Origin of the sequence: Austwickia sp. TVS 96-490-7B (assembly GCF_019331795.1) — a bacterium.
Lineage (GTDB): Bacteria > Actinomycetota > Actinomycetes > Actinomycetales > Dermatophilaceae > Austwickia.
The window spans coordinates 16,367-43,042 of the sequence record NZ_JAHPZL010000001.1; the positions used below are offsets into that span (position 1 = coordinate 16,367).

Annotated in this window: 29 protein-coding genes; 7 read left to right on the top strand and 22 right to left on the bottom strand. The window is 64.7% G+C overall.

Going from position 1 to position 26,676, the window contains the following annotated elements; translation table 11 throughout:
• Positions 1-11 precede the first annotated feature (11 nt).
• Together KEM60_RS00070 and KEM60_RS00075 are read left to right on the top strand one after the other, a co-directional pair.
• Complete coding sequence (locus tag KEM60_RS00070; RefSeq protein WP_219105478.1) at positions 12-1,088, top strand: ABC transporter ATP-binding protein; 1,077 nt, start codon at positions 12-14, stop codon at positions 1,086-1,088.
• Positions 1,089-1,198: 110 nt separating this feature from the next.
• A complete protein-coding gene (locus KEM60_RS00075; protein ID WP_219105479.1) occupies positions 1,199-2,467 on the top strand; it encodes a DUF4032 domain-containing protein in 1,269 nt (422 codons plus the stop codon).
• 72 nt (positions 2,468-2,539) lie between these two features.
• On the opposite strand, the gene rlmB is transcribed toward KEM60_RS00075, so the two are convergent.
• The 7 genes from rlmB to KEM60_RS00110 all read right to left on the bottom strand — a co-directional run bounded on the left by rlmB (position 2,540) and on the right by KEM60_RS00110 (position 8,537).
• A complete protein-coding gene (rlmB, locus tag KEM60_RS00080) occupies positions 2,540-3,508 on the bottom strand; it encodes a 23S rRNA (guanosine(2251)-2'-O)-methyltransferase RlmB (RefSeq protein WP_219105480.1) in 969 nt (322 codons plus the stop codon).
• Positions 3,508-4,941 carry a cysteine--tRNA ligase gene (gene cysS, locus KEM60_RS00085; RefSeq protein ID WP_219105481.1) on the bottom strand — a complete coding sequence of 478 codons (1,434 nt, stop codon included), beginning with the start codon at positions 4,939-4,941 and terminating at the stop codon, positions 3,508-3,510. The genes rlmB and cysS overlap by 1 nt, the downstream gene beginning before the upstream one ends.
• Positions 4,942-5,126: 185 nt before the next feature.
• The gene (locus KEM60_RS00090) at positions 5,127-5,822 is read right to left on the bottom strand and encodes a hypothetical protein (RefSeq protein WP_219105482.1); all 696 of its coding nucleotides are present in this window, start codon (positions 5,820-5,822) and stop codon (positions 5,127-5,129) included.
• A 1-nt stretch (position 5,823) separates the two neighbouring features.
• Positions 5,824-6,291 (bottom strand): hypothetical protein, encoded by a 468-nt coding sequence (locus KEM60_RS00095; protein WP_219105483.1) that lies wholly within the window; start codon positions 6,289-6,291, stop codon positions 5,824-5,826.
• A gap of 485 nt (positions 6,292-6,776) precedes the next feature.
• On the bottom strand, positions 6,777-7,274 hold the full coding sequence (gene ispF, locus KEM60_RS00100) for a 2-C-methyl-D-erythritol 2,4-cyclodiphosphate synthase (protein WP_219105851.1): 498 nt from the start codon (positions 7,272-7,274) through the stop codon (positions 6,777-6,779).
• 112 nt (positions 7,275-7,386) lie between these two features.
• Positions 7,387-8,037 (bottom strand): 2-C-methyl-D-erythritol 4-phosphate cytidylyltransferase, encoded by a 651-nt coding sequence (gene ispD, locus KEM60_RS00105; protein WP_255574066.1) that lies wholly within the window; start codon positions 8,035-8,037, stop codon positions 7,387-7,389.
• Between the two features lie 17 nt (positions 8,038-8,054).
• Positions 8,055-8,537 (bottom strand): CarD family transcriptional regulator, encoded by a 483-nt coding sequence (locus KEM60_RS00110; RefSeq protein ID WP_219105484.1) that lies wholly within the window; start codon positions 8,535-8,537, stop codon positions 8,055-8,057.
• A gap of 263 nt (positions 8,538-8,800) precedes the next feature.
• On the opposite strand from KEM60_RS00110, the gene KEM60_RS00115 reads away from it, so the two are divergent.
• A complete protein-coding gene (locus tag KEM60_RS00115) occupies positions 8,801-9,493 on the top strand; it encodes a hypothetical protein (RefSeq protein ID WP_219105485.1) in 693 nt (230 codons plus the stop codon).
• A 100-nt stretch (positions 9,494-9,593) separates the two neighbouring features.
• On the opposite strand, the gene KEM60_RS00120 is transcribed toward KEM60_RS00115, so the two are convergent.
• Positions 9,594-10,325, bottom strand: a complete 732-nt coding sequence (locus tag KEM60_RS00120) for a response regulator transcription factor (RefSeq protein WP_219105486.1) — start codon at positions 10,323-10,325, stop codon at positions 9,594-9,596.
• Positions 10,326-10,329: 4 nt separating this feature from the next.
• Positions 10,330-11,643 (bottom strand): cell wall metabolism sensor histidine kinase WalK, encoded by a 1,314-nt coding sequence (locus KEM60_RS00125; RefSeq protein WP_255574067.1) that lies wholly within the window; start codon positions 11,641-11,643, stop codon positions 10,330-10,332.
• Between the two features lie 159 nt (positions 11,644-11,802).
• Between KEM60_RS00125 and phoU the strand changes: the two genes are divergently transcribed.
• Complete coding sequence (phoU, locus tag KEM60_RS00130; protein ID WP_219105487.1) at positions 11,803-12,504, top strand: phosphate signaling complex protein PhoU; 702 nt, start codon at positions 11,803-11,805, stop codon at positions 12,502-12,504.
• A 114-nt stretch (positions 12,505-12,618) separates the two neighbouring features.
• Here the strand turns inward: phoU and KEM60_RS00135 are convergent, their stop codons facing one another.
• The 3 genes from KEM60_RS00135 to mshA are packed head-to-tail and all read right to left on the bottom strand — an operon-like array spanning position 12,619 to position 15,275.
• On the bottom strand, positions 12,619-13,362 hold the full coding sequence (locus tag KEM60_RS00135; RefSeq protein ID WP_219105488.1) for a phosphoglyceromutase: 744 nt from the start codon (positions 13,360-13,362) through the stop codon (positions 12,619-12,621).
• Positions 13,363-13,371: 9 nt separating this feature from the next.
• Positions 13,372-13,986, bottom strand: a complete 615-nt coding sequence (locus KEM60_RS00140; protein ID WP_219105489.1) for a YbjN domain-containing protein — start codon at positions 13,984-13,986, stop codon at positions 13,372-13,374.
• Positions 13,986-15,275 carry a D-inositol-3-phosphate glycosyltransferase gene (gene mshA / locus KEM60_RS00145; RefSeq protein WP_219105490.1) on the bottom strand — a complete coding sequence of 430 codons (1,290 nt, stop codon included), beginning with the start codon at positions 15,273-15,275 and terminating at the stop codon, positions 13,986-13,988. The genes KEM60_RS00140 and mshA overlap by 1 nt, the downstream gene beginning before the upstream one ends.
• Positions 15,276-15,415: 140 nt before the next feature.
• Between mshA and KEM60_RS00150 the strand changes: the two genes are divergently transcribed.
• Entirely contained in the window at positions 15,416-16,210 is a 795-nt protein-coding gene (locus KEM60_RS00150; RefSeq protein WP_219105491.1) for a class I SAM-dependent methyltransferase, read from the top strand.
• 13 nt (positions 16,211-16,223) lie between these two features.
• Here KEM60_RS00150 and KEM60_RS00155 read toward each other — a convergent pair whose 3' ends face one another.
• The 6 genes from KEM60_RS00155 to KEM60_RS00180 form a co-directional block, all read right to left on the bottom strand.
• Entirely contained in the window at positions 16,224-16,592 is a 369-nt protein-coding gene (locus KEM60_RS00155; RefSeq protein ID WP_219105492.1) for a phosphomannose isomerase type II C-terminal cupin domain, read from the bottom strand.
• 81 nt (positions 16,593-16,673) lie between these two features.
• Complete coding sequence (locus tag KEM60_RS00160; protein WP_219105493.1) at positions 16,674-17,459, bottom strand: alpha/beta fold hydrolase; 786 nt, start codon at positions 17,457-17,459, stop codon at positions 16,674-16,676.
• The gene (locus tag KEM60_RS00165) at positions 17,456-17,791 is read right to left on the bottom strand and encodes a DUF2516 family protein (protein ID WP_219105494.1); all 336 of its coding nucleotides are present in this window, start codon (positions 17,789-17,791) and stop codon (positions 17,456-17,458) included. The genes KEM60_RS00160 and KEM60_RS00165 overlap by 4 nt, the downstream gene beginning before the upstream one ends.
• Positions 17,792-17,861: 70 nt before the next feature.
• Positions 17,862-19,262 carry a helix-turn-helix domain-containing protein gene (locus tag KEM60_RS00170; protein WP_255574068.1) on the bottom strand — a complete coding sequence of 467 codons (1,401 nt, stop codon included), beginning with the start codon at positions 19,260-19,262 and terminating at the stop codon, positions 17,862-17,864.
• Positions 19,263-19,340: 78 nt separating this feature from the next.
• On the bottom strand, positions 19,341-20,357 hold the full coding sequence (locus KEM60_RS00175) for a folate-binding protein YgfZ (protein ID WP_219105495.1): 1,017 nt from the start codon (positions 20,355-20,357) through the stop codon (positions 19,341-19,343).
• Positions 20,354-20,836, bottom strand: coding sequence for a Fur family transcriptional regulator (locus tag KEM60_RS00180; RefSeq protein ID WP_219105496.1), 483 nt, complete (start codon positions 20,834-20,836; stop codon positions 20,354-20,356). The genes KEM60_RS00175 and KEM60_RS00180 overlap by 4 nt, the downstream gene beginning before the upstream one ends.
• A gap of 254 nt (positions 20,837-21,090) precedes the next feature.
• Between KEM60_RS00180 and KEM60_RS00185 the strand changes: the two genes are divergently transcribed.
• Positions 21,091-22,119: an LCP family protein gene (locus KEM60_RS00185; protein ID WP_255574069.1), complete on the top strand. Its 1,029-nt coding sequence runs from the start codon at positions 21,091-21,093 to the stop codon at positions 22,117-22,119.
• 47 nt (positions 22,120-22,166) lie between these two features.
• Here KEM60_RS00185 and KEM60_RS00190 read toward each other — a convergent pair whose 3' ends face one another.
• From KEM60_RS00190 to KEM60_RS00200, 3 genes are all read right to left on the bottom strand, one after another.
• Positions 22,167-22,670 (bottom strand): FABP family protein, encoded by a 504-nt coding sequence (locus KEM60_RS00190; protein ID WP_219105497.1) that lies wholly within the window; start codon positions 22,668-22,670, stop codon positions 22,167-22,169.
• Between the two features lie 80 nt (positions 22,671-22,750).
• Entirely contained in the window at positions 22,751-23,608 is an 858-nt protein-coding gene (locus tag KEM60_RS00195) for a hypothetical protein (RefSeq protein ID WP_219105498.1), read from the bottom strand.
• A 37-nt stretch (positions 23,609-23,645) separates the two neighbouring features.
• The gene (locus tag KEM60_RS00200) at positions 23,646-23,891 is read right to left on the bottom strand and encodes a MoaD/ThiS family protein (RefSeq protein WP_255574070.1); all 246 of its coding nucleotides are present in this window, start codon (positions 23,889-23,891) and stop codon (positions 23,646-23,648) included.
• Positions 23,892-23,999: 108 nt separating this feature from the next.
• Here KEM60_RS00200 and KEM60_RS00205 point away from each other — a divergent pair, with 108 nt between their 5' ends.
• Positions 24,000-24,680, top strand: coding sequence for a response regulator transcription factor (locus KEM60_RS00205; RefSeq protein WP_219105499.1), 681 nt, complete (start codon positions 24,000-24,002; stop codon positions 24,678-24,680).
• A 24-nt stretch (positions 24,681-24,704) separates the two neighbouring features.
• Here the strand turns inward: KEM60_RS00205 and KEM60_RS00210 are convergent, their stop codons facing one another.
• Positions 24,705-26,636 carry a bifunctional UDP-sugar hydrolase/5'-nucleotidase gene (locus tag KEM60_RS00210; protein ID WP_219105500.1) on the bottom strand — a complete coding sequence of 644 codons (1,932 nt, stop codon included), beginning with the start codon at positions 26,634-26,636 and terminating at the stop codon, positions 24,705-24,707.
• Positions 26,637-26,676: the final 40 nt, after the last annotated feature.

The window sequence follows — 26,676 nt, forward strand, 5'->3', positions numbered from 1 at the left end:
ACAACGACGTCATGGCCACCGTGCGTTTCGACAATGCCACCCGCACCTACCCGGGTAACGACACTCCGAGCGTAGATGCGCTCAATCTCGACATCGCCGACGGGGAGTTCCTCGTGTTGGTGGGCCCTTCGGGCTGTGGGAAGTCCACCAGCTTGCGCATGCTAGCTGGTTTGGAGGAGGTGAACTCGGGCCGGATTTTTATTGACGACCGGGATGTCACTGACCTCTCCCCCAAAGACCGCGATGTGGCGATGGTGTTCCAGAACTACGCGCTCTACCCCCACATGACCGTGGCCGACAACATGGGTTTTGCGCTGAAGATCGCGGGGGTCGATAAAGCCGAGATCCGCCGTCGAGTGGAGGAAGCAGCAAAGATCCTGGACTTGGGTGAGTACTTGGCGCGGAAGCCTAAAGCTCTCTCCGGTGGGCAACGGCAGCGCGTGGCGATGGGGCGAGCCATCGTGCGGGAGCCGAAGGTCTTCCTGATGGATGAGCCCCTGTCTAACCTGGACGCCAAGCTGCGCGTCCAGACCCGCACTCAGATCGCTTCACTGCAGCGCCGACTGGGCATCACCACGGTCTATGTCACCCACGATCAGGTGGAAGCGATGACGATGGGTGATCGGGTGGCGGTGCTCAAGGACGGATTGCTGCAGCAGTGTGACAGCCCACGCCGGATGTACGACCACCCCAGCAACGTATTTGTGGCTGGGTTTATCGGATCGCCAGCGATGAACCTCGTGCCGGTGCCAGTGGAGGGCAATGGCGTTCGACTGGGTACGGCGACGATCTCCGCGGATCTGGGGAGCACAGTCAAGGCTGGGCAGCAGGTCACGCTGGGAGTGCGTCCGGAAGATCTGAGTATCGCTGAGACCGGCCTGCCGATCACGGTGGAAGTCGTGGAGGAGTTGGGCGCCGACGCCTATGTGTACGGCTCCATGGATGGCGCTGATGCTGTTGACCGACCGATCGTGGTGCGGGTCGACGGGCGGACGCCGCCAGCCAAGGGTGACCGAATTCACTTGCAGCCCAAGGCTGGTCATGTTCACTACTTCGATATGACGACCGGCGCTCGACTCGGCGCCTGATCACGCAGACAGCACGCAGGCAGGGGAGCGGGTGCCGACCGCCCCGGTGGCATCCGCTCCCCTGCCAAGGTCACCCCGTGCGACCAGTCAGGCCATGCGAGCATGGTCGTGTGCCCCTGCAGATCACCGCTTCACGTCCCGACCCTGCCCTCCTGGACCTGCCCTGGTCACTGCCGCTGGAGCAATGGGACGGCCCGTTCATGGCACACCTCCCTCGCGGCATCTCCCGCCACATCGTCCGGTTTGTGAAGGTCTCCGGACGGGTCCTCGCTATCAAAGAAATCACCGAGGACATCGCCCGCCGTGAATACGCCACTTTGCGCGCGTTACGCCGGATGGAAGAACCCACCGTGCGGCCCTTCGGAGTGATCAGTGGCCGGGAAGACGCTGACGGCACACCCTTGGATGCCTGCCTCCTGACACGACATCTGCAGTTCTCCCTGCCGTACCGGGCAGTCTTCAGCCGAGAAGTCACCCCGGACACCGTCATTCGTCTCATCGACGCACTAGCCGTCCTGCTGGTCCGGCTCCACCTCGCTGGTTTCTGGTGGGGCGATGTCTCGTTGTCCAACACCTTGTTTCGCCGCGACGCCGGCGCGTTCTCAGCGTACCTCGTGGATGCCGAAACCGGGCAGATCCTGCCCTCCTTAACCAGAGGCCAACGCGAACACGACCTGGACATCGCCCTCGTCAACATCGCTGGAGAATTCATGGATCTTCAGGCCGAAGGCGGCCGGGACGACGTCGGCGACCCCGTCGACCTCGCTGGACGGGTCGTGGGGCGTTACCACCAACTCTGGCAGGAACTCACCGGCGTCGAGCGGTTTGCCACTGGTGATCGGTGGCGTGTCGATGAACGTATCCGCCGACTCAACTCTCTCGGCTTCGACGTCGACGAGCTCGCCCTCTCCACCGACCTGTCCGGGCGCACTGTCCAGGTGCAACCGAAGGTCGTCGACGCCGGACATCACAGTCGCCGCCTGATGCGCCTCACCGGCCTGGACGTGCAAGAAAACCAGGCCCGCCGACTCCTCAACGACCTTGATTCTTTCCGCGCCGACACCGGTCGGCAGACCGAACGGGAAGAAAGCGTCGCGCACACCTGGATGACCCAGATTTACGAACCGATCGTTTCCAACATCCCGCCTGACCTGCAAGCCAAACTGGAACCAGCGGAGATCTTCCACGAAGTGCTGGAGCACCGCTGGTATATGTCCGAACGAGTCGGACACGACGTGACGACGCTGTGGGCATTCGTGGACTACCTCAACACCGAACTTCCCCGGCGCCGCGATGAGGAAGCGCTAGTCGCTGTCGATGCGACTGAGACACCCATGTCCGCTGCGTTTGATGACTCCCCCACCACCAGACAAGAGTGACCCGGCCCTGAGTGGACCGGGTCACCCCACGCACAGGTCAACGCTCCACATCTGGCGTCGCTGACGAGATCATCAACGACCGGATCGTTGACAGGCAATCGAATACAACGCCACCCCGGCCGCGATCCCGGCATTCAGCGACTCAATCGCATTGATCGGAATAGATACGACCTGGTCACACGTGGCACGAACCAGTCGGGACAGCCCTTTGCCCTCCGAACCGACCACCACGACCAGCGGGACATCAGTCAGCTGCAGATCCGGCAGCTCTACCTCGCCCCCCGCATCCAGCCCCACCACGAAAAATCCTGCCTTGCGATACTCCTCCAAGGCGCGGGTCAAGTTGCCCGCCTGAGCTACCGGAACCCGGGCTGCAGCACCAGCTGAGGTCTTCCAAGCGGCCGCAGTCATCCCCACCGAACGCCGCTCCGGAACCACGACACCGTGCCCACCGAATGCCGCCACCGATCGGATGATTGCCCCAAGATTGCGGGGGTCGGTGATCCCGTCCAACGCCACCACCAGCGGAATCCCCGGGGTCTGCGGGTCTACGAAGTCCTGCGGGTCGGCGTACTGATACGGCGGGACCGCCAAAGCCAGCCCCTGGTGGACAGCGCCGTCGGTCAGCCGGTCGAGTTCGGTGCGCGGCGACTCCAGCACCGGCAATCCGCGCTCATGAGCCAGTTTGAGAGCCTCACGGACCCGGTCATCGGAGTCGATTCGGCTGGCGACATACATCGTGGTGACGGGGATATGCGCCCGCAACGCCTCCAACACCGAGTTGCGACCAGCAACGACCTCGGTGCTGCTTTTCGCCCGTCGCCCTGGGCGCGCGGCAGCCCGAGAGCGCCCCGCCACTGATGTCTGCTGCCCCCCGCGCTGAGCCGCTTTGAAGGCCTTGTGATAGGGACGCTCTTCGGCTTTCGGAGTGGGGCCTTTCCCTTCCAGACCGCGACGTCGTTTGCCACCGGAACCGATGGTGGCGCCCTTCTTCGACCCGGCTTTACGGGTCGCTCCGGGACGTTGTGAATTGCCAGCCATCAGATCTCCTTGTCAGTCCGACGAGCCAGGGTCCACCTGGCTCCGGTCGGGGTGTCCTCGACCACGATTCCCGCCGCAGCGAGGTGGTCCCGGATCGCATCAGCAGCCGCGAAATCGCGGGCCTTGCGCGCCGCTGCACGCTGGTCAAGCCGCTCACCGATCAGAGCTTCCAGCGCGGCCGCCGCACCGTCGTCCTGATGGGTTGTCCCCGCGCTCCACGCTGGGTCGAGCGGATTGATCCCCAGGATCGACGTCATCGCCACCACCGCGCGGGCCGCCTCCTGCGCCGCCTCGGGTGATCCCTCGTCGAGCGCAGTGTTGCCTTCCCGGACAGTGTCATGAATGACCGCCAACGCACCGGACACGCCCAGGTCGTCGTCCATGGCGGCCCGGAACGCTGCAGGAAGCTCCACCGTCCGAGGATCAATCATCTCAACAGCAGCACGACGCAAGAAACCTTCGATGCGTTCCACCGCAGCTTCGGCTTCGGCCAGAGATCCGGCGTGATATTCCAAGGTGGATCGGTAGTGCGACGATCCCAGGTAGTAGCGCACCGCCAACGGACGGGCGATGCGGGTGATTTCCGTGACGGTCATCCCATTGCCGAGGGATTTGCTCATCTTCTCCCCGGCGGTGGTGAGCCAGCCGTTATGCATCCAGTACCGAGCAAACCCGTATCCCGCGGCCCGGGACTGGGCTTGTTCGTTTTCGTGGTGGGGGAAACGCAGGTCCACGCCACCACCATGGATGTCGAAGGTGTCACCCAAGTATTTCCGGGCCATCGCTGAGCACTCCAGGTGCCAACCGGGCCGTCCGCGTCCGTACGGCGTAGCCCAGCTCGCGGATTCCGGCTCGTCGGTCTTAGCGCCTTTCCATAACGCGAAATCGCGAGGGTCGTGCTTCCCTCGCGGATCGGCGTCCTGGGCGGCTTCCATATCCTCGATGCTCTGCCGGGTCAGTTCGCCGTACGACGGCCATGACCGGACGTCGAAATAGACGTCCCCACTGCCGTCGGGCGCGGGATAGGCATGTCCTTGTTCGACGAGCGTGTCCATGAGTTCGACCATCTCCGGGATATGCCCGGTGGCTCGTGGCTCATATGTCGCTGGCTGCACTCCCAGGATCTCCAAAGCTCGGGAGGTCTCTTGCTCGTGCCGGTAGCTCCACGCCCACCAGGGGGTGCCATGCTCGGTGGCTTTGTGCAGGATTTTGTCGTCGATGTCGGTGACATTCCGGACGAGGGTGACCTCATATCCGTGGCCGATGGTCAGCCAGCGACGCAAGATGTCGAACGCCACCGCAAACCGCAGGTGACCGATGTGCGGGGTGCCCTGGGTGGTGAGCCCACAGATGTACATCCCCACCTTGCCGGGCTGGACGGGGACGAACTCACGCTGCTCGCGGGTGGCGGTGTCGTAGAGATGAAGGCTCACGAAAGGAAAGGCTACCGGTCGGGGCCGGTGCTTCAATGCCGCGGGGGACATGACAGGACCGCCCTACGACGTGCAGGGCGGTCCTGTCATGACGAAAAGTATGTCGGCGTCACCGAGCTAGCCCGGCTCACCTCGGCCGTCGAGACGACGTCGTTGGCGCCTCGACGGTCAGGGCATCTGGGCCATCACCAGGACGGCTCGGGGTCATACATTAGTGGCCCCAACAAGTTCAGGACATCTCCCCACAGCAACGAGCTGGGCCGTTCAACCAGTCGGACCATGTCCTCTTCGCGCCTGACCAGGTAGATCCCATGATCTTCAATGTCGGTGTAAATCAGCGAGATGTCGCGCGCATCACACTGGACGCTCCACATCCGCCACCGAGAATTCCACAACCGGGCGGCATCTGGCGCCAGTCCGTCAGGGAGTGGGCGATGTGGATCAGTACACCGTGCCATGACGTCATGGTGGTCAAAGGGTCCCCACGTCCGCTCTTGATGGTTTTCATCGACCGGCCACCGCCCCCACTGGGCGACCAAGATGGGCACCGCTTCGACCGGAAGCCGGTAGAGGTGGCATTCCTGCGGATCGGCGCCCTGCTCGACATACAGCAGTTCCTGACGTCCAGCGTGGATTCGAGCCCGATGTGACACCAGCCCGTCCCCGGCGCAGAGCAGCAACACCGCTGCGTCCTGGAGGTCTTCCTGGATGTCCAGGCCGACGTCGGTGAAGCGGCCATCCTCGGTGAGATAGCCCGATTCGGCTAGGACCAAACGGTCGGCGTCCGAAAGCATCTGCACCGTGCCGATCCCTCGCAGGAGATCAGCCGCGCGCGGTGACACCGTCAGTGGAGCGACGTCAGTGGAGAGGATGGGATACATGTCAAGCCACCTTGGGTCGGATATGGGACACGATGTCGGCGACCTCGTCCTCAATGCCGAGCAGATCGGCGAGCGGACATTCCAGGTCGATACACACCGTGTGGGGACCGTCGAGGAAGACGTAGTAATCGTGAGCGAGGGCGTGATCACCGTCGACCCGAGCTGTTTGCAGGAGTAGACCATCGCCCCATACCGGGTGCGGCCAGACGTCAGTGCTGACGATCACCGACCCGGGATGTCGCTGATCGTGAGAACGGGCGACACCGCCTGCGGTGGACGTGAGGTCAACATCACTGTCTTGGATCTCTACGGTGAGGCGCGGACGACGTCCTCGCCTGCCCCGGGGGCCCCACAGGACGAGATCTGCCGACATGCCCGGGTCGGTGGCGTGGTCCTGCAGCCACCCCCTGGGGACGGCAGCCTCGACGCGGGCACGTCCGGGAACGTGCGTGCGGATGTTCTGCGACATATGTTCACTCGAGACGCATGACCTCAACGGACCGGCGTTTCGCGTTGCCGTCGACCCATTGGCAACGTCCCGTCCCGGTGACGGGCCCGATCGCGTGTCACGCGCTGACCTTCCCGATTGAGGGTGCCCTAAGATCATCCCTTTCGACCAGACCGAGAGGCATCGATTCCATCACTTTTCGTTAACTCTTAGCCCGGTTCAGTGAATCATTGCTCTCTTCACTGAAGGAGCGCTGCGTTTTCACACCACTGATGATCTGTGGCTTCTCCTCTGTGTGAAGAATATGGACAGTCGTCCATATTCTTCACACAGAGGAGAACGCTGAAACGGTTTGCTTTAACAGTTGCTCTCGAAGGCAGGGGGCACTACGCCGCGAGGACTTCCTCTCGGCGTCGGCCGCTCTGCCTCTATCTCGTGGCGGAAGCCAGGCTGGCGCGTCAGGTCACCGACCGCGATCGACGCCGCAACGGCGTTGACCGCCCCGGTCAGTGACGCAGAAACACCACTGCAGTAGCGATCGCGGCGGCGCCTTCGCCGCGACCTGTCAGCCCCAAAGCATCGGTTGTGGTGCCGCTGACCGAAACCGGTGCTCCACACGCCTGACCCATGGCTTCCTGGGCCTCGGCACGCCTCGTCCCGATCTTGGGTCGATTCCCGACGACCTGGACGGCGACATTGCCGATGTCATATCCACTCGCGCGGACCAACCGCGCCGCCTCAGCCAACAAAGCCAACCCGGACGCACCGGCGAATTCAGGTCGATCGGTGCCGAAGTGAGCGCCGAGGTCGCCGATCCCAGCAGCGGAAAACAAGGCGTCACAAGCAGCATGGCAGGCCACATCAGCATCGGAATGACCCTCAAGACCGACCTCACCGGCCCATTCCAAACCGGCGACCATCAATGGCCGACCCGAGTTCTTCGCTGCAAACGCATGAACGTCGACCCCCACACCCACCCTGGGCAGGACGACGGGGGAGGTCACCGCCAGCGCAGGCCCGGCAACATCAGCATCATGAGGGTCCCTGGTCACTCACCGAGCATACGCAACAGGTCCACAGGGTGGCCCGAAGACGAACACCTCAGTGGCCAGGTGGTCATCGACCGCCGATGATCCGTGCCAGAAGGTCCAGATCTTCCGGCGCGGTCACCTTCAACGCCAAGTGGTCACCTGGGACCACGAGAACAGGGACTCCCTGTGCCTCGACCAGCGCAGCGTCATCTGTGGCATCTGCACCGCTGGCATGTGCCCGGACTAGCACCTCTCGGGAAAAACCTTGAGGTGTCTGCACTGCCCTGAGGGTGCTCCGATCAGGCGTCGCGGCGACCAAGCCCTGATCATCGACCTGCTTGATGGTGTCCACGACGGGCAGACCAGGGACGACCGCAGGTGCGCCAGCGCGGACGGCGTCACGAACGCGAGCAAACAGCTCTGTCGGCGCAAGACATCGAGCTGCGTCGTGAACCAGGACAATGTCATCTTCGGGGCGCAACAGTGCCAGTCCGCAGGCGACGGATTCGGAGCGCTCAGCTCCACCGGAGACACTATGGACTCGGGCCTGCTCATCGACGCTCAGCAGCGCATCAGTGGCGTCACGATGGCTCGATGGCACGACGATCACAACATGGATGTCTGGGCCCAGAGCAAGCGCTCGATCTAGGGCGTAACGCACCAGAGGCTGGCCGGCCACCTCGACAAAAGCTTTAGGGACAGAACAGCCGAGGCGATGTCCCGCCCCGGCTGCCACGATGACAACTGCGGTACTCAGGAGGCGAGCACCTCGTCCAGCATGGATTCGGCCTTACCTTCGTCGGTTTTTTCGGCCAGCGCCAATTCGGACACCAAGATTTGCCGGGCTTTGGCGAGCATCCGCTTCTCACCTGCGGACAGTCCCCGGCCCTTCTCGCGACGCCACAGGTCCCGGACCACTTCGGCCACCTTGATCACATCGCCAGAAGCCAACTTTTCCAAGTTCGCCTTATAGCGGCGCGACCAGTTGGTGGGCTCTTCAGTGTGAGATGCGCGAAGAACGGCGAAGACGCGGTCCAGGCCTTCTTGGCCGACAACATCACGAACGCCGATGTCCTCACAGTTGTCGGCGGGCACTTCGATCGTCAGATCTCCCTGCGCGACCTTCAGAACTAGGTAGAGCTTCTCCTCGCCTCGGATCGTGCGTGTCTTGATCTCTTCGATCAGAGCGGCACCATGGTGCGGGTACACAACCGTCTCGCCGACATTGAAGACCATGTGTTCAAATCCCCTTTCGCGGTAACGATCGTAACATGCCTGTCACCACCGCCGGAACTCTGTCCATTTCGTTTGCCCAGGTCAGATAGCCGATGCCGGAACCCCCTAGCGCCGCGCCATACGCCTCACCATGATTCCTTGGCGATCCATCGATCACAGTCCACCGCAGCTGCCTGACCGCCTGTCGCACTGCCTGACCGCCCGCCGCTCCTCCGCGGCGACTCCCGCCGTACCCGCTGTCAGTGACCATTACGCTGCCAGGCGTGATCCGACCTAACGACCAGGAACGCAGCGTCCAGGCCAGTCGCCTCCCTCGCGGCCGTACCGCCCGAACCGTTCTCAGTGCCGGGGGAGCACTGGCCACGGCCTTGTTGCTGAGTGCCTGCCAGTGGACTTCTCCGATCACCACCCAGCTCAGTTACACCCCTGCCGACGGCAGCCAGGTCGACATCGGCTCTTTGCACATCCGTAACGCCTTGGTCGTCGCGTCGAAAGAAGGGGCGCCTGGAACTCTGGTGGCCACCATCGCCAATACCGACACCAACACCACCGGACACCTGATGTTTCGCATCGGACAGGAATCCCTGCCTGCGGTTGAAGTGCCAGCTCGGCAGTCGGTGCGCCTCGGTGCTGGCGAATCGGCCCGCCCCGCTGTGATTGGCAAGGTCCCGGCTGCCCCTGGCGCGATGATGAACATTTCGCTGATCAGCGAGGGTGGCCTGGTCACCGAGCTGAGCGTCCCCATCCTTGCCCCGAACGGGCCGTATGCCACGCTCACGCCCACCGCCACTCCCAGCGCGAGCGGCCCCACTGGCGGAACCGCTGCTCCGACGGGCACCGCTTCCCCGACGCCATCGACATCCAGCACCGCACCCTCCACCGCGCCGGGAACATCGCCATCCCCGGCCCCGACCGAGAGCGCTAGCCCCGCCCCGAACGCGACGTCAGCCCACTGACACCGTCCCGCTCGACGACTCAACGCCGCTCGACCTCTCCGCAGGAGGTCCGCCCTGCGGGAGGTCCACTGCCGACGTGGACCTCCGATCGGCGACGGAATCAGTCCACGACAACCTGTCGCTCCAGCCGAGCCGCGTGATCTGGCCCCTCCCCCTCCTCAAACTTGTACCCCAGCCCGCGCACCGTGACGATGTAGCGCGGCGCCCCGGGATCTGGTTCGATTTTCGCGCGCAACCTCTTGATATGCACATCTAATGTCTTGGTGTCCCCGACATAATCGCTGCCCCAGACTCGGTCAATGAGCTGCATGCGGGTGAGCACCCGACCAGAATTGCGCAGCAGCATCTCCAGAAGTTCAAACTCTTTCAGTGGCAATGGTGTCTGCGCCCCATTGACTGTCACCACGTGTCGTTCAACATCCATTCGCACCGGCCCGGCCGTCAAAGCCGTGGGCAATAGTTCCTCCGGGTCAGAATGCCGACGCAATACTGCCTTGATTCTAGCCAAAAGTTCCCGGCTGCTATACGGCTTGGTGACATAGTCGTCGGCACCGATCTCCAGCCCCACGACTTTGTCGATCTCGCCGTCCTTCGCGGTGAGCATGATCACCGGCACCGTCGACCGCTGCCGAAGGGCCCGGCAGACGTCAACTCCAGAGAGGCCGGGCAACATCAAGTCGAGCAGGACCAAGTCCGCACCGACCCGCTCGAACTCTTCGAGGGCAGCAGGCCCGGTATCAGCCACCGTGACCTCATAGCCCTCCTTCTTGAGCAGGTAGGACAGCGGGTCGGAGAACGAGATCTCGTCCTCGACCACCAGGATGCGGGTCATCGCCTCACCTTTCCGCCGGCCGTTCGGCGCGGCTGTCGTGTGCTGTCGAAGTCGATACGTCGTACCGACTCGGCAGCGGCGAACTGTGAGTCGCCTGGTCGAGCTGTGAGCGGGCCACTGCAGAGGTCGTCTCGGCGGCGACCCGTCGGGACCGATCGGGGGCAGGGCGGACATCGGCAGCGGCAGGGATCCGCAAGGTGAACGTCGAGCCCTGACCTTCCTTGCTCCACACTCGCACTTCTCCTCCGTGATTGGCGCAAATGTGCTTCACGATTGCCAGTCCCAATCCGGTGCCACCGGTGGCCCGCGACCGAGCAGGGTCCACCCGATAGAACCGTTCGAAGATTCGTTCCTGATCGTCCTCAGGGATTCCCTGTCCTTGATCAGCCACCATGATCTCCACGATCCCGTCGACCTGCCTGACCCCCACGGCGATCCGGGTGTTCTCCGCGGAATAGTTCACAGCATTGGTGAGGAGGTTGTCGATGGCAGTGCCGAGCATGTGCGCATCGCCGTACACACTGACCTCATCCTCGGTGGCGAGGACGACCTGAATGTCCTTGGCCTCAGCGAGAGTACCGATTCGCTCCACTGCATCCTGAGCGACAGGGGAGACTTCTACGAGCACTGGCTCGGACAATGAATCAGAAGACTGCAACCGGGACAGGTCCACGATCTCCTGCACCAGCCGACTCAACCGAGAACTCTCAACGCGGATCCGGCGAGCAAACCGACTCACGGCCTCCGGATCGTCGCTAGCGTCCAGCACTGCCTCAGCGAGCAACGAGATCCCTCCCACCGGGGTTTTCAACTCGTGACTGACATTCGCCACGAAATCCCGTCGTACGGCGTCCAACCGCAACGCCTGGGTGTGGTCCTCCACCAAGAGCAGGACATCGTCCTCTCCCAGCAGCGCCACCCGCACCTGCACCGTCAACGTTCCCGGTCCCAGCGGGCCACGGGCCAGTTCGAGCTCAGCTTCCCGAGTCACCCCGTCACGGCGCACCGCGCGTGCCATGTCCCGCAGCTCCATATGCATCAGGTTGACGCCCCGGACCAGACCGAGCGCCCGGGCCGCTTGGCTGGCTACGGTCACCGCGTCCCCGGCGTCGAGGATGATGGCGCCGCTGCGCAACACATGCAGGACATCGGCCACTCCAGCCGCTCTGGCCTGCCGTAATGCCTCAGACGGCGTCACCTCGGCGCCGGGATCGTCCCCTGGCCGGGAGCGCCGCACACCCCCCGCACCCATGACCAAGCCCACGGCAACACAGATCGCCATGGTCAAGGTCAGCAACGCCCATCCGGAGAAGTTCACGCCACGAGATTACGCAACAGGTTGTCCTGTCCCTGCGTTTCACCTGCACGTCTAGGGTGGTGGCGCTTAGTGTTCACCTCAGAGTTCGGGCTCGTTCACCCGAGGCTGCAAGCCTCGGACAGGCTCGCTTATCGACCGTCGATGGACAAGAGGACATTCATGCGAGACGCGTTCCACGAGGATCTTGACCGAATCTCCGACCAACTGGTCGAGATGACGGCCTTGGCCGGGACAGCTATCTCCCAGGCCACCATCGCCCTGCTCGATGCGGATATTTCCGTGGCTGAAGGGGTCATCGCCGAAGACCAGCATCTGGACGAGATCCGGTCCCAGGTCGATGACCGCGCGGTTGATCTGCTGGCACGTCAACAGCCCGTCGCCACAGACCTGCGCATGGTGGTCACCGCGATGCAGATGGCAGCCGACCTGGAACGGATGGGCGATCTCGCCAAACACATCGCCAAAGTGGCCCGGCTACGTTTCCCTGACCATGCCGTCCCCGACCATCTCCGCGGCATCATCGAAGAGATGAACTCGGTCGCGGGCTCCATCGCTACCGAGACCGGCGCGGTGATCTCCAGTAAGAACGCCCACGGCGCCGCGACGCTGACCCAAGCCGACGATCGCATGGATGAACTGCATAAGCAGGTTTTTACTCTGTTGCGCGACGAAGACACCCGGCTATCTGTCGAAACGATCATCGACATCACTTTGCTGGCCCGCTATTACGAACGCTTTGCCGACCACGCCGTCCTGGTCACCCACCGCGTCGCCTACTTAGTCACCGGGCAGTGGCGCAGTCCTGAGGTCCGTGCCGCCGATGAACGACTCGTCGAACGACATGACGCTCCGCCGATCTGAGCACCCGCCCGCACACCGGCAGTGGTGAGGGGCCCCTCCGGGGACACCCTCACCACTGGGGACATCGCGACGGCGCTTACCGCCACCGCGATCCGGCATCGTGACACTCCACGATCAGCGTCCCTGGTTGGCCACCGCCTGCGCTGCCGCCGCAGCCGCCTCGGGGTCGAGGTACTCCCCGCCCTTCACGATCGGGGCGAAGTTGTCGTCCAAGCGGTAGACCAGCGGCTGACTAGTCGGGATATTCAGCGCAGCGATGTCTTCGTCCGAGATGCCATCAAGGTGCTTCACCAGAGCCCGCAGACTGTTGCCGTGTGCCGTGACCAGCACCACCTTGCCCGCTTTCAGATCTGGGATGATCTCGTTCTCCCAGTAGGGCACCAGGCGAGCGACGACATCTTTGAGGCATTCGGTCGCCGGGTTTTCCCCATCAATGTGGGCATAGCGCACGTCATGGGCCTGGCTGAACTCGTCGTCCGCGTCAATGGGCGGCGGCGGGGTGTCATAGCTACGGCGCCACAACATGAACTGCTCTTCGCCGAATTCCTGCAGGGTCTGCTTCTTGTCCTTGCCCTGCAAGGCACCATAGTGGCGTTCGTTCAAGCGCCAGTTGCGCTTCACCGGGATCCAGTGCCGGTCTGCGGCGTCCAAAGCAGCATTGGCAGTGTTAATGGCGCGCCGCAACACCGAGGTGTGCACCACGTCAGGCAGCACATCTTTGGCCTTGAGGAGCTCGCCGCCCTTGACGGCCTCCGCACGGCCCTTGTCGGACAGGTCAACATCGACCCAGCCGGTGAACAGGTTTTTCGCGTTCCACTGGCTCTCGCCGTGACGCAACAACACGAGGGTGTAGGTCATGGCACCACTCTAGTTCGGCCCAGCAGAGCCCTCTGGGGACGGACGGCCCGCCTGATGCAGGTCTAGCCCTGGCGTCGTAGTGATCGCGAACCGTGGGTCGTGCTCACTGCCAGCCAGGTCGTCTCGAAACGCCTCTAAATTGTGCAGTGACTCCCCCCGCGCGATCCGCCACGCCCATTCCCGCTGCATCGACGTCCGAAAACCCAGCAGCAACAGGTCGTTGAAGGCCCCGTCAGCGGCTTCCAACACTGCTCCAAAAAATCGGTCCAGGACGTCTTCGTCCACCCCTGCCAACGGCAGCCGACCCACCACATAGACATCATCCAGAGCATCGAGGGCATATCCCACCGGTCGCCGACGCAGGTTACGCCGCAACAAGGCCCGAAAGAACTCCGTGTGATTCTCGTCAGGGTGACGGATGACAAAGGCCACCGCTGACAGGTCTGCGGTCCCCACGGTCACCGAACACACTGTCCGCAGCTTCTGCTCCCCCGGAAGCACCACCACCATCTCGTCATCTCGCCGACCAGGTTCGAACTCGAGGCCCTGCGCCTGGGCAAAAGACTCGACTAACCGCCAAACCCGCTGCTGCTCGACAGATCCCGCGAATCGTGGGGTTGCCATCAGCGACGCCGCCGTTGCGCACTGGCCCGGGCCAAGGCCATCGCCGTATCCAAACGTCGGCTCGACGCAGCCTGCTCATACACCTGCGCCAATTGGGCTGCCGCCACATCCCATCCGAAACGACGTGCATGCTCCACCCCGCGAAGACCCAGCTCCTGACGACGTGGCACATCGTCCAGCAGTGCCTCAAGAGTGTGGCTCCACGTCGCCACCTCATGTCCCTTGACCAGCACTCCCCCACCGACTGCGGTCGGCAACCCCCCCACATCAGCGGCGACCACTGGGGTCCCGCAAGCCTGCGCTTCCAGTGCGACCAGCCCAAAAGACTCGCTGTACGACGGAACGGCCACCACATCGGCCGCCCGATACCACTGGGCCAGTCGCTCCCGGGGACCTGGCGGCTCAAAACGCACCCGATCAGCGACACCCAATTGAGCGGCTAACTCCGCTAAAGCATCAGGCCGCTCCAGCCCAGTCCCTGACGGGCCACCGTTGATCACCACCCGCACCCGCCCCGCCAGATCCGCCCGACGACGAATCAGGTCTGCCGCCGCAGCAATCAACAGATCTGGAGCCTTCAGCGGTTGGATTCGTCCCACAAAGGCGATCACCAGATCTTCCGGATCCACGCCCAGCGCCGCCCGGGCCGCACCACGATCACCCGGTGAAAACACCGACAGGTCCACCCCCGGATGCACCACCTGCACCCGGTCAGGGTCGGCGTCGTACAACTCGATCAGCTCACCAGCCTCCGCTGCGGTGTTGGCGACCAACCGATCAGCCACCGCCACCACCTGCGATTCGCCAATCTCCCGCACTTCCGGTTCGGCACGATCCCCGGAGGCCAAATGACCGTTCTTCACCCGTGCCATCGTGTGCATGGTGTGCACCAACGGCACATGCCAACGTTCCGCTGCCAGCCACCCCACTTGGCCCGACAGCCAATAGTGCGAATGCACCACCCCGTAATATCCCTCCGGTTGCGCCGCGACAGCCTGCATCACCCCGGCAGTAAACGCGCACAGCTGACTGGGCAACTGCTCCTTGGCCAGCCCTTCAAAAGGGCCAGCTGGGATATGGCGGACCACCACACCCGGCGCAGCATGCACATCACCTTGATCCCCGGAGGTAGCGCGGGTAAAAACCTCAACCTCAAGGCCACGTTTAGCCATCTCCACCGCGGTCGCCAAGACATACACATTCAGCCCCCCGGCATCACCAGTGCCCGGCATCGCCAAAGGTGAGGTGTGCACCGCGATCATGGCCACACGCTCAATCTGGGGGCTCATGCCACGTCCTTCCGATCACAGGACGCACCGTCGACACCGGCACGCCGCGCAAATGACGACACCTGGCCGCCGTGGAAGGCAACAGCAGGACAGCCCCAGGACTTCCCACCCCGGGCGCAGTACGTCGTACCGTGGTCGTCGTGAAAACAGGGGACGTGGTCGGCAGCATCACCCGGGGGACGACCAACCCCAACCGATTACGGCGTTGCGACCGCTGGCTCACCGGCACGCGGGCGTGGCGATGGCGCCATGACCAGGCCCCCATCGCCGTGGACCTGGGATATGGCGCTTCTCCGGTCACCGCGGTGGAACTGCGTGACCGCCTCTTAGCGGTCTGCCCGACCTTCCACGTCGTCGGCATTGAAATCGATCCGCAACGCGTTGCCGCCGCCCACCATCTCAGTGGTCCTGGACTCACCTTCGTCCGCGGTGGCTTTGAGGTCCCGCTGCCCGGAGGGCGCGGCGCCGAAATCATCCGGGCCTTCAACGTCCTACGGCAGTACGACGAAACCGAGGTGCCTGCTGCCTGGTCGCTTTTGCAACGGCGACTCACCCCAGATGGGGTGGTCATCGACGGCACCTGCGACGAACTCGGGCGCCGAGCCACCTGGATCGCCCTGGAACGGTCCGGTCCAGTGTCGCTCACCATCTCCGTCGCGTTGACCGCCATAGATCGCCCATCAGACGTCGCCGAACGACTCCCCAAAGCTCTCATTCACCGCAACATCCCTGGCGAACGGATTTATGACTACCTCCACGCCCTAGACCGGGCATGGACTTATCACGCCCCGCTGTCGGCGTACGGACGCCAACAACGTTTCTTGGCGACAGCACACCAGCTGCGCAGCGACGGGTGGCCCCTGTGTGACAGCGCCCATCGCTGGCGCCTCGGGGAGATCACTGTGGCCTGGGAAGCTGTCCGACCCCGCCCATGACCCCTCGCGCGGCTTAAGCGCGCTGGTAGTCGTCCTCAAGACGCTCAATGTCGTCCTCATCGAAATGACCGAACCCGACCTCCAGGATGCGCGCCTCCCGATCACCGGTATTAGCCATCCGGTGCACGGCACCCTGCGGCACCCAAATCAGCTCGCCCTGACTGGCTTCCCACGTCCGGTCGTCGACCGTGATCTGCATCGGCGCGTCATCGAGGACCGTCCACATTTCCGCCCGCTGCCCATGCTTCTGCAAGGACAACCGCTGCCCTGGACGGACCGTGATGACCTTCACTGTCACCTGCTCGTTCTGGCAGAAACTCCGGAAATCACCCCACGGGCGATCCACCCCAAAGACGTCCTGGGTTTTGTCCTCGATGCTCATGTACGGCTCCTCCCGCAGAGATCTGCTCACCAGCTCGCCCGCATTCACTGCCCACGCGACGCCTTGGGGATGGCGGGCTTCTCACCCCCCGAGGAACTCGCCCACGAGCGACCTCAGCTTAGCGCGATGGGCCCACAACACACCCCCGTCATCCAAGATCTCCAGCCGAGAACCCGGGATGACCTGCGCAATCTCCTCCGCTACCGACACTGGATGTGCTGGATCTCCTCGCTGAGCAATCACCAATGTCGTCGCTGTCACCGCCGCCAACTGCCGCCGATCCGGCACCGGCACCATCCCTGGCACCTGGCGTAGCGCCAATGGCACCGCGCTGCCCCGCCAGTCGCTGATCTGCTCCAGGGCCCAGTCAATGACGTCCGATCGCGCCCGCACCCCCGCAGGTTGCAAGGCCACCAAGGCCGCCACCGCAGCGCGATCTCCTTGCTCCACCAGCCGAGCCAAGGCGTGATATCGCTCGACTTCGCCCACCGGATGTGGCCGGTCCAATGCCGCCGGCAACGCCAAGACCACCCGCTCGAAACGGGTCGGATCCTCGGTCAGCAACCTGCACAAGGCCCCCGCTCCCATGCTCACCCCCAGCGCCCGCGTCGCCGCCGTACCATCGGCGACCGATCGCAGCTCCTCGGCGAGATCGGCGTACGACCACGGTCCTGGCGGGGCCGGTGAACCCCCATGCGCACGGAAGTGAAAAAACACCCGCTGACCCCGCACCCCGGAGGCAAACGGACGGGTTTGGTGAATGCTGGACCCCAACCCGTGGGCAAAAACCGTCACTGGCTCCCCCGCGCCGAAGGTCTGCCACCGGATCGGCCCGGACGCATCCGTCCTCGAGCGCGCTCCGGTCACCAGGAGCCGTACGGCCCGCGCCCCGACGGGCCGCCCTTACCGCGGCGGCGCGGCGCATACCTGCGAACTGCAGGCCGCACGTCGGCGAGGAAGACCCCTGAAGCCACCACCGCGATCAACCCAATCCCCAGGACCGCATTCACACTCACGAACCCGACAAGCACCGCCACACCCGTGATGCCGACCCAACCGGCCTTGGTGAGCTTCTCCGCTGCTGCGTACGCCGCCGCGGGATAGCGCACTGCCTCAACGAACGCGAAGATCTCCATCCCCAACGCCGCCAAGCCCAAGACCAGCATGACCAGCTGTTGCAGGGAGTGTATGGCCGTCATGTCCCCAGGGTAAGGGCAGGCCTGCGAGCCCACCCCATCCGGAGGTCGCTCACCCTCCCCGGGGGGACTCTCACTCGGACGTGGCCGTCTTCTCGCCCTCAGCTCGCGGCGGCATTCCCGTCGGAGCTGCCGATGCCGCGGGCGGAGTCACTGACACCGAGGTCGGCGTCGTCGCAGCATGTTTCACCGCCCGTGGAGCCCGTGGGGTCTTCCCCGCAGCAGCCCGCGCACTGGACCGTCCTGGCGCCGACCGTTGTGCCGTGGGCCTAGCCGCCGCAGGGCCAGTCGACCGCGACGCCGCAGCCGTTTTCGTCGCCGGTGCGGTGCTCGACCGAGCGGCTTTCTTCGCCGGAGGTTCTGCCGCCGTACCAGCAGCTGTCGTGCGACTCCCCGCTCGTCCTGGAGCTGCCCGCCGCGAGGTCGTCGGCTTCGCGGCCGGAGCGGACGTTGCCCCCGGGGAACGCCGACGACGAGCAGTCGGTCGGGTGACCTCTCCAGAGCTCGACCCGGCCGGACGACGCGCCACATGCGTCACAGCTTCCACCACGTGACCAGCCTGTGCACGGCCCTCTTCGACGACGTGACCGGCAGTGTTCAAGCCCTGATCGACGACATGACCGGCCTGACGCCGACCTTGGCTGACCAATTCGCCAGCCTGACGCACCAGGACTGCTGCTGTGCCGAGCGCCTGACCAGGGATATCTACCGCCCGGCCACGACGGGCCAGTGCGTCGTACTGCTGGAGTCCCTTGCTGACCATGCCCAACGCCTGGTTCAACGCCAGCTGTGGCACCTGGCGGGCGCCGTGCACCACCCGTGCCAGGTCATCCCCGGCCCGATGAGGCAGCCCAGCCACACCGTGGGTAGTGTCCTGAGCAGCTCGCGTCCCGATCTCGCGGAGCTTTTCTACCGCCAGGTCGGAAGCACCGACGACGGCGTACAACGGGGTCAGCGAGGGCGCGGCGGCACGCAGCCGGGCGCTGCCCTGACCGGATGTCCGGGCTTGGTCCTTCATGAGGGGCTCCTCGAAGTCGTGTTGCCTGAGGTCCGGCCGCACCGGACCGCTGGATGCAGCGGCGTCATCGACCGCTGGTGTATCAACCACTGCGTACGGAGGTGTCCCCACGACCCGAGCGTAGGCGTCGAGCAGCGCCCGCCGCTGCGCACCATCCAGCCGGGAGTCTCGCCGGATCGCAGTGCGCGTGTCCGTCCCGTACGGCGCCCGCTCCAGATCCAACAGACCGGCGCGCACATACAAGGATTCGGCGGACAACGACAGACCCTGGGCGATCTGCCGAAGAATGTCCGCGCTGGGTCGACGCAACCCTCGTTCGATTTGGGACAAGTAGGGATTGCTGATCCCGGTCAGTGCGGACAGCTGACGCACCGACAGATTCGCCGCCACACGCTGCTGCCGCAGATACGCCCCCAGGTCGCGCATCCCATGAGCAGGGGAAGGAAGGGTGGTCACCTCCCCCAGTCTGCTCACCGGTGCAAGCGCCCGGCAAGGGTGCACGATGCGATCTTCGCCACGTCATTGCTCCTCCGGTCAGGGACGCACGATGGTGGTCTGCGCGACCGTGACCTCGCCAGCATGAAGCACCGCATCGGGATCGGTGGCTCGACGTACCACCGCCAAGGCCACCGGGCCGTCCTCGTGATGACGGGCCACACTGGTGAGTCGTCCCACGACTCGACGGGCATCGCGCAACTCCGCACCTGCTTCCGGCAGCACATGTCCTGACCCATCCAGATGACAGAACACCAGCCGCCGGGGCGGTCGTCCTAAGTTGTGCACGCGAGCCACGGTCTCTTGCCCGCGATAACAGCCTTTGTGCAGGTGAACCGCTGTCCGCAACCAATCCAGCTCGTGCGGAATGGTCCGATGGTCACTGTCCACGCCGCAGCGAGGACGCCATGCCGCGATCCGTTCAGCCTCCGCGGCCCAGCTGCCAGCCATCGGCTGATCGCCCACCACCTCGGCCAGGTTGGCGCGTGCGACGAGCAACTCCCGCCACCGTCGTCCTGCCGCCGGGTGATCCGCCACCGGACCGTAGGTCGCCGTGTCACCTACCGGTCCCGGCCACGGATCCACCCAGGTCGGCCCGGCCAGTTGCCACCTGTCAGCGTCGACTTCCGCAGCGACCCCCAGGACGGCGTACTGATCGCTGACGTCGGTGACCTCCACGCGCAACATGAAACGCATCGAGTCCAACCAGGCTGTCAATGCCCCTGCTGTCCCCGGTTCGACGGTGATCCACGCAGTCGCACCATCGTCGACCAGATGCAGCGCATGTTCGATATGCCCGTGCGGGCTGAGCACCAAGCTCTCCGTTCCCACCCCAGCAGCGACCTCAGTCAGATGCTGAGTGGTCAACGAATGCAACCACGTGAGCCGGTCCGGGCCTGACACCGTCACCACCCCACGGTGACTCAGATCGACCACAGCCTCGCCGGCCAGCAACGCGCGCTGCTCACGCAGCGGATCGCCGTAATGGGCGGCAACTCCAGCATCAACGCCGTCTGCTTCCACTGCCCCGGGTCGGTCCAGCAGCGGCGACCTCATGCCTCGCTCCGGGCGGCAGTGACGTCGGCGCAGTGGCGACACCATCCCTGTAACGCCAAATGACGACTGTCCACCACGAAACCACTCTCCTTCTCCACAGATTCGGCGAGATCACGGGCGAATCGCCCGGTCACTTCAGCGATCTCACCGCAGCCACGACAGACCAAGTGCACGTGGTCGGTGTGCGTGGCCAGATGATACGACGGAGCTCGCTGCCCCATGCTGGTGCAGCTGACGACCCCGACACGCTGCAGCGCCTCCAGGTTGCGATAGACCGTCGACAAGGACAACGGCGGCCCCCCGTCAGCGGCGATGACCGCCGCTAAGGCGTCCGGGGTGGCATGGACCACCGAGCTCACTGCGGCGAGGACCCGTTCCCGCTGCGTGGTCATCCGCATCCCCCGGGCCCGAAGCGCCTTGGTCACCTCTGGTGCCAAGGCGTCATCCGGCTCATCAGCCGCTGTGCTCGCCGTCCCCATGGGGGCCAAGCCTATCCGTGGTGTGGGCGGGCGCCGCGGTGGGAGTGTCGCTGGTCTGCAGCTCAGCAACTTGACCGTCCTGGACGACCGACCCGATCATGAAGCGTTCGTGTCTGCATCACAGATCCATCGCCGGATCAGGAACGACCCGCCTGACAGCAGGTCGGCGCGATCCCGCCGGGATCAGCACGACACGGAGGGGATGACAGCCCGGAATCGCGGACTGCGACGACAGGGCAGGAGGGGATATCGCTGTGTCACGACGTACCCATGACGTGCCGTCACCAGAAAGACCACCAGCGGAGATCGAGCTTCCCGGCACGCACCTTGAGCCCGGAGAGGCGCCGCGAGGACGCAACCACCGCATGTTACGGCGGGTGGTGGTCGCCGCGATCGCCGTGGTGCTCCTCGTGCTAGGCAGCATCATCGGGTACGGCGTCTACCTTGATCATTTGGTCCAGTCGTCCCTGACCCGAGAGTCGCTGTTGCCTTCGGACCATGGCACCGCCGACGGAGCTTCCCGCGATGACGGCCCGATGAACATCCTGGTCGTCGGCTCAGACAAACGTCACGGGGAGAGCGTCGGTCGCTCAGACGTCATGGTCGTGGCACATCTTGACGGCGCCCGCCGCCATGTGACCTTGATCCATTTGCCCCGGGATATGCAGGTGCCCATCCCAGGGCACGGCTCCGACAAAATCAACGCTGCCTACGCGTTGGGCGGATCCACGCTGCTGGTCCGCACCGTCCAGGACTTGATGGGCATCACCATCAACCATGTCGCCATCACCGATTTCGACGGTTTCACCGCAATGACCGACGCGATCGGCGGAATCGATGTCGACGTCGCCGAAGCCTCACCTGGTTTTCCGGTGGGGCGGGCCCACCTGGACGGAAGTCAGGCCTTGGCCTTCGTCCGCGAGCGCTATCACCTCGCTGAAGGGGATATCTCCCGGGGACGTCGTCAACAGGCCTTCTTGAAGGGTTTGCTGTTGAAAGCAGTGTCGGGGCAGACCGTGGGTGATCCGCGCAAAGCGACCGCTTTTGTCGATGCGGTGGCTCGGCATACCACGGTTGACGATCAGCTCACTGCGGACGTGGTGCGTTCGTTGGCGGTGCAGATGCGGTCGTTGCGAGGTGGCGACATCAGCTTTGTGACCGCACCCATCTCCGGATTTGCGACTCGACCTGATGGTGCAGCGATCGATGTGGTCGATCTGCCTCGGATGAAAGCCTTGGGGGCGGCGCTCGCTGAGGATCGGATGTCGACCTTCCGGGGATGATCGTGGGGCACCTCCCGCAGCATTCAGCCGGGGTGCGGGCTGCGAGGTCAGCCGACGCGTTTGAGGGTCGCGGAGGCGTGGCTTTGCATCGGGTGTCCCTGTGCGGCCATGTCCATCGCCCACATTAGTTGGGACTCGACGAAGCCATACATCCGGGTTGCCGCGTTGTATTCCTTGGCTTGAGGACTGCGCATGACGCCGTCGGTGCGCAGGTTGACCACAGGGCGGTGAGCGTCACGATCCCCGACGTACATCTCCACAATGCCGGTGGGGTGGGCGAGCAGGAATTCGATCTCGCCGGAGTCGAGGACGCGCCAGAATCCTAGTTCGGTCGCTAACGGGGCAACTTGGTTGCCGGCATCGTCGAGCTGCCAGGTGCGGCTTTCCCATCGCAGGAAGGCCCGCTGGTCGTGGCTGCAGATGACTTCCTGCCCGAAGTTGGCTGATTCCATTCCGGGGTATCCGATCACGCCGGCGCCTTCCCAACGGCCGACCATCCAGGCCAGTGGCGCCATGATCGGGTTGAGGGTGACATCGAGTTCGAACGCCATGATCGCTCCTGGGCAGGTGGAAGGGGGCGGATTATTGTCTCCCGGCGTGCGGGGGTGGTGCCAGTGCGGGTGATCGCAGCTCAGGATGCCAATGCGACCAGAGCGTTGACGACGACGCCCACCAGCAGCCATGAGCCAGCTCCGGAGGCGAGTTGGGGTCGCCGCCGCGATTGGGTGGGTTGGACGAAGAAGATTTGTCGCAGGGAGTAGGAGCCGAGGCCAGCGATGACCCCACCGAGGATCAGGATCGGTCGGTTGAGCGCGGCGGCGTCGACCAGGCCGCCGCAGGCACCGGCGCCGACGGCAGCGAGGAGGGCTGCGGTCATGACGGCGGGGATGTCGTCGACCCACCGGCCTCGCACGATGTCAGCGAATGCGGCTCCGACGACTCCGGCGGCGACGACCACGACGATCCCGAGGGCTCCGGGACGGGTCAGCGCGGGCAGGCTGACCGCCCAGGAGGCGATGAGGAGGACCCCGGCGACGGTGGACACCAGTGATTCGACGAGGCGGGGGCGTCCGTCCCGGCGAGCGAGTTGGTGGATGAAGGTTGCGGTGATGGCCACGGCGAGGGCGGCGAGGACCGTGTCAAGGTCACCGATGCCAGAGCGGACTGGGCGGGCTAGCCACCCGGTCACTCCGACGGTGGCGGCTGCGGTCGCGAGGACCGCGGTGGTGCCGCGGGGACTGGGCAGGTTGAGGAGGGGAGCCCATCCCAGGACGAGAGCGAGGACGCCGACGCCTCCGACGAGGGCCACTCCGAGCGGCCGTCCGGCTAAGGCTGATCCTGCTGAGGCGAGCGCAGCGGCGACGGCTGTGCCGGTGACCAGTGGCCGCCAGGGGCGGACCGGCATTAACGGGCCGGCGAGCGCGCTGGGCAGCGGGGCCGGATGGGATGTCCCCGGGACGGACGCGGCCTGCTCGGAAGGATCGGTCATGTCATCTCTGCGGTCGGTCGGCTGGGTCATTGTCAGCTCACCCACCGGCAAACGGCGGGAGGACTTCGAGCAGGCTGCCCGCGGGGGCGTTGTCGTCTGTGGTGACGGCCATCCCGTTGAGCAGGATTGAGGCCACAGCCAGGACTGGCACCAGGTCGGGGTGATCGGCCGAGGCGGCTGAAAGGACCTCCGACACCTTGCCGGGAGGGCGTTCCTCCTCGGCGACGGTGGCGGCGGCTCTGGCTGCTGCCCAATAACGCACTGTGACGGTGGACTGACTCACGGGTCTAGCCTGCCACGGTCCTCACGCTGCTCCGACCGGGACGAGTGCTGCGTGTCTCGCGCCCCGAGCGGAAGGAGGCCATACCGCGAGACTGCCTATTCTGGTGTGATGGCGGAGCTGATCCTCATGACTTCTGCACCGGGACCCGGCGCAGATGTGTTGCCCGCCCTGGGGCTGCTCCCTCACCAGGTGCGGATCGTTGCCGGTGATGTCGGGACGGTGCTGGCCGACCCGTCCGTGGATGTGGTCCTGGTTGATGCCCGCCGAGATCTGGCAGGAGCGCGGACGTTGTGCCGCACTCTCGCGACGACCGGTGTGTCCGCGCCAGTGGTGGCGATCGTCGCTGAGGGCGGGTTGGTGGCGGTCTCAGCTGATTGGCATTTGACGGACCTGCTGGTTGACACGGCAGGCCCGGCCGAAGTTGAAGCGCGACTCAGGTTGGCTACCACGAAACGTCAGAATGCCGACGATGACCTGGCTGCGACGATCTCGTCCGGGGACCTCGTCATCGACGAAGCGACGTACTCGGCCCGGTTGAACGGGCACCTGTTGGACCTGACGTATAAGGAGTTTGAACTTCTCAAGTATCTCGCGCAGTATCCGGGGCGGGTGTTCACTCGGGCTCAGTTGCTTCAAGAAGTCTGGGGATATGACTACTTTGGCGGGACCCGCACCGTCGATGTCCATGTCCGCCGGTTGCGGGCCAAGTTGGGCACCGAGCATGAGGCATTGATCGGGACGGTCCGTAACGTCGGGTACCGCTTCGTGCCTGCGGAGACTCCCCGCTAAGCGATCTTCACGGAGGGGCGCTGCTCACCCCAGAGTGATCCGTTCCAACGGTCCAGGAGTGTACGGCGAATGCGCCGTCAGATACGCCTCGAACGCCATCAGGTCAGCGCGCCCCACGACCTTGTTGGTGGCTTGGGTGAACGCGGCGAACCCATCGCCACCGTCAGCGAGGAACGAATTAGCGACAACTCGATAGGTCTTGGCTTGATCCACTGGGACCCCGCCGATCGCTACGCTTCCGGGGACGATGTCCGGGCCGCTCTGCCCGCGGCGCCAGCGATAGGTCAACCCTTTGCTGACCGCGAGGACTTTCGGGGCGGCAGCATTCGGTCCGGTGAATTGCTGCCCGAGGAGGTCATAGATGTGCCGACCTGTCATGTCCATCGACACCAGATAGTTGCCGAACGGCTGGACCGCGAAGGCCTCCTGATAGGTGACTTCCCCTGGGCGGTCAGTGCCGCCGGGGGCATAGGTCAGGTCAGCGCGGATCCCACCAGGATTCATGAAGGCCACCGCCGGGGCGCCCTTCGTGGCGACTGACGGATCAGCCAGCTGCGCGTCGCTGATCAAGTCACCTAGGGCGCTTTCTCCGGCAGGGTTTTGCGCGGCCGTCACGTCCGTGCTGATCCGGCCCACCACTCGGCCAGCAATAGGCGCGACGCGTTGGCTGTATCGGTCGATCAGCGCGCTCACGCCCGGATCAGCAGGAACATCACGGGTCACGACCTGTTGCGCCGCCCAGCTGCGGTCCCGCGCCACCGCCCGGGTCCGCGTGTCATAGGTCAAGTGCAGGTCTGTGATGAGACGACCAAACGACGCTGCTTGAGTGACTAGTCGCGGACGTCCCCGCGGGTCCGGCACGCTGCACACATACGCCTGATGGCTGTGCGCGGTCACTATCGCATCGACCGAGGCATCCGCCTTCGCCGCGATGGGCAGCACCGGGGAGCCCGTGAGCAGGTCGGTGCGCCCAGGTGAGCAGCTCGCGTCGTACGTCGTATTCGCGGGGTAGGTCTTCCCGTCCGGTGCAGTCCACGGCTGCTTCGGAATCGGCCCGCCCTGGTGGACCAGCGCGACAATCGCATCGACTCCCTGCCGCCGTAACTGCACGCTCTGCCGGTTGATCGCCTCCACCTCGTCACCGAAAGTCAGGTCACGGATCCCCTCTTGCGTGACGATAGTGGCGGTGTCTTTGAGGACCACCCCGATCACCCCGAGACGGATCCCCCCGGCCCGCAACACCACCCCACCGGGCAGAATCGGACGTGTCGTGCCTTTGTGGTAGACGTTCGCAGCAAGCACTGGGAAACCCGCACCGGGATAACGGCCCTGCGGACACGACTGGGCGCGACCGCTCTCCACTGACGCGGCCGCGGACGACGACGTGCCCGGCGCAGAGTCGTCCGCGCAGCCTCCGCGGACCAGCCGCAGCAGTTCCTTCTCTCCCTTGTCGAATTCGTGGTTGCCCACCGACGCGGCACTGACCCCCATGGACCGCAACGCCTCCATGGTCGGTTCATCATGGAATGCCGCGGACAACAGCGGCGACGCCCCGACTTGATCCCCCGCGGCCACCGTGAACGTAGCCCGCCGCCCCGCGCGCAGCCGACCTAAATGCGTGGCGAGAAACGCTGCTCCACCCGCATCCACCGTCGCGTCAGTGACCGCACCCCCAGCCCCCACGGTATGCCCGACCACGACCCGGCCGCCGCTGCCCGAGGGCGGTTGCAAATTGCCATGAAAATCGTTGAACGCCAAAACCTGGACGTCCCGGTATCGCCCAGACCGTGCTCGCTCATCCTCAGCAAGCGCCGAGCGCGGATCAGCTACAGCGGCGACTGCAGCACACGACAAGACAGTTAACGCTGCAGCCACGGCGCGCGTACGACGAGAAGACATCACTTGGCACTCCTCGAAGTCGTCGGTGACACCTCGATGTGCCACCGGGACGGTCACTAGTCACCCTAGGCCAGCGTCACCGGCCACAGCGCGCATG

Bases quoted from the DNA above. Each gene is read 5' to 3' on its own strand.
- KEM60_RS00190 (WP_219105497.1), bottom strand. From the start codon at position 22,670: ATGGCGTTCGAACTCGATGTCACCCTCAACCCGATCATGGCGCCACTG.
- KEM60_RS00110 (WP_219105484.1), bottom strand. From the start codon at position 8,537: ATGGTCTTCAATGTCGGCGAGACGGTTGTGTACCCGCACCATGGTGCC.
- KEM60_RS00120 (WP_219105486.1), bottom strand. From the start codon at position 10,325: ATGACCCGCATCCTGGTGGTCGAGGACGAGATCTCGTTCTCCGACCCG.
- KEM60_RS00140 (WP_219105489.1), bottom strand. From the start codon at position 13,986: ATGGCAACCCCACGATTCGCGGGATCTGTCGAGCAGCAGCGGGTTTGG.
- phoU (WP_219105487.1), top strand. From the start codon at position 11,803: ATGCGAGACGCGTTCCACGAGGATCTTGACCGAATCTCCGACCAACTG.
- KEM60_RS00165 (WP_219105494.1), bottom strand. From the start codon at position 17,791: ATGACGGCCATACACTCCCTGCAACAGCTGGTCATGCTGGTCTTGGGC.
- rlmB (WP_219105480.1), bottom strand. From the start codon at position 3,508: ATGGCTGGCAATTCACAACGTCCCGGAGCGACCCGTAAAGCCGGGTCG.
- KEM60_RS00095 (WP_219105483.1), bottom strand. From the start codon at position 6,291: ATGTCGCAGAACATCCGCACGCACGTTCCCGGACGTGCCCGCGTCGAG.
- mshA (WP_219105490.1), bottom strand. From the start codon at position 15,275: ATGAGCCCCCAGATTGAGCGTGTGGCCATGATCGCGGTGCACACCTCA.
- KEM60_RS00135 (WP_219105488.1), bottom strand. From the start codon at position 13,362: ATGACCTACACCCTCGTGTTGTTGCGTCACGGCGAGAGCCAGTGGAAC.
- KEM60_RS00070 (WP_219105478.1), top strand. From the start codon at position 12: ATGGCCACCGTGCGTTTCGACAATGCCACCCGCACCTACCCGGGTAAC.
- KEM60_RS00195 (WP_219105498.1), bottom strand. From the start codon at position 23,608: ATGACCGATCCTTCCGAGCAGGCCGCGTCCGTCCCGGGGACATCCCAT.
- KEM60_RS00180 (WP_219105496.1), bottom strand. From the start codon at position 20,836: ATGGGGACGGCGAGCACAGCGGCTGATGAGCCGGATGACGCCTTGGCA.
- KEM60_RS00090 (WP_219105482.1), bottom strand. From the start codon at position 5,822: ATGTATCCCATCCTCTCCACTGACGTCGCTCCACTGACGGTGTCACCG.
- KEM60_RS00205 (WP_219105499.1), top strand. From the start codon at position 24,000: ATGGCGGAGCTGATCCTCATGACTTCTGCACCGGGACCCGGCGCAGAT.
- KEM60_RS00155 (WP_219105492.1), bottom strand. From the start codon at position 16,592: ATGAGCATCGAGGACAAAACCCAGGACGTCTTTGGGGTGGATCGCCCG.
- KEM60_RS00175 (WP_219105495.1), bottom strand. From the start codon at position 20,357: ATGAGGTCGCCGCTGCTGGACCGACCCGGGGCAGTGGAAGCAGACGGC.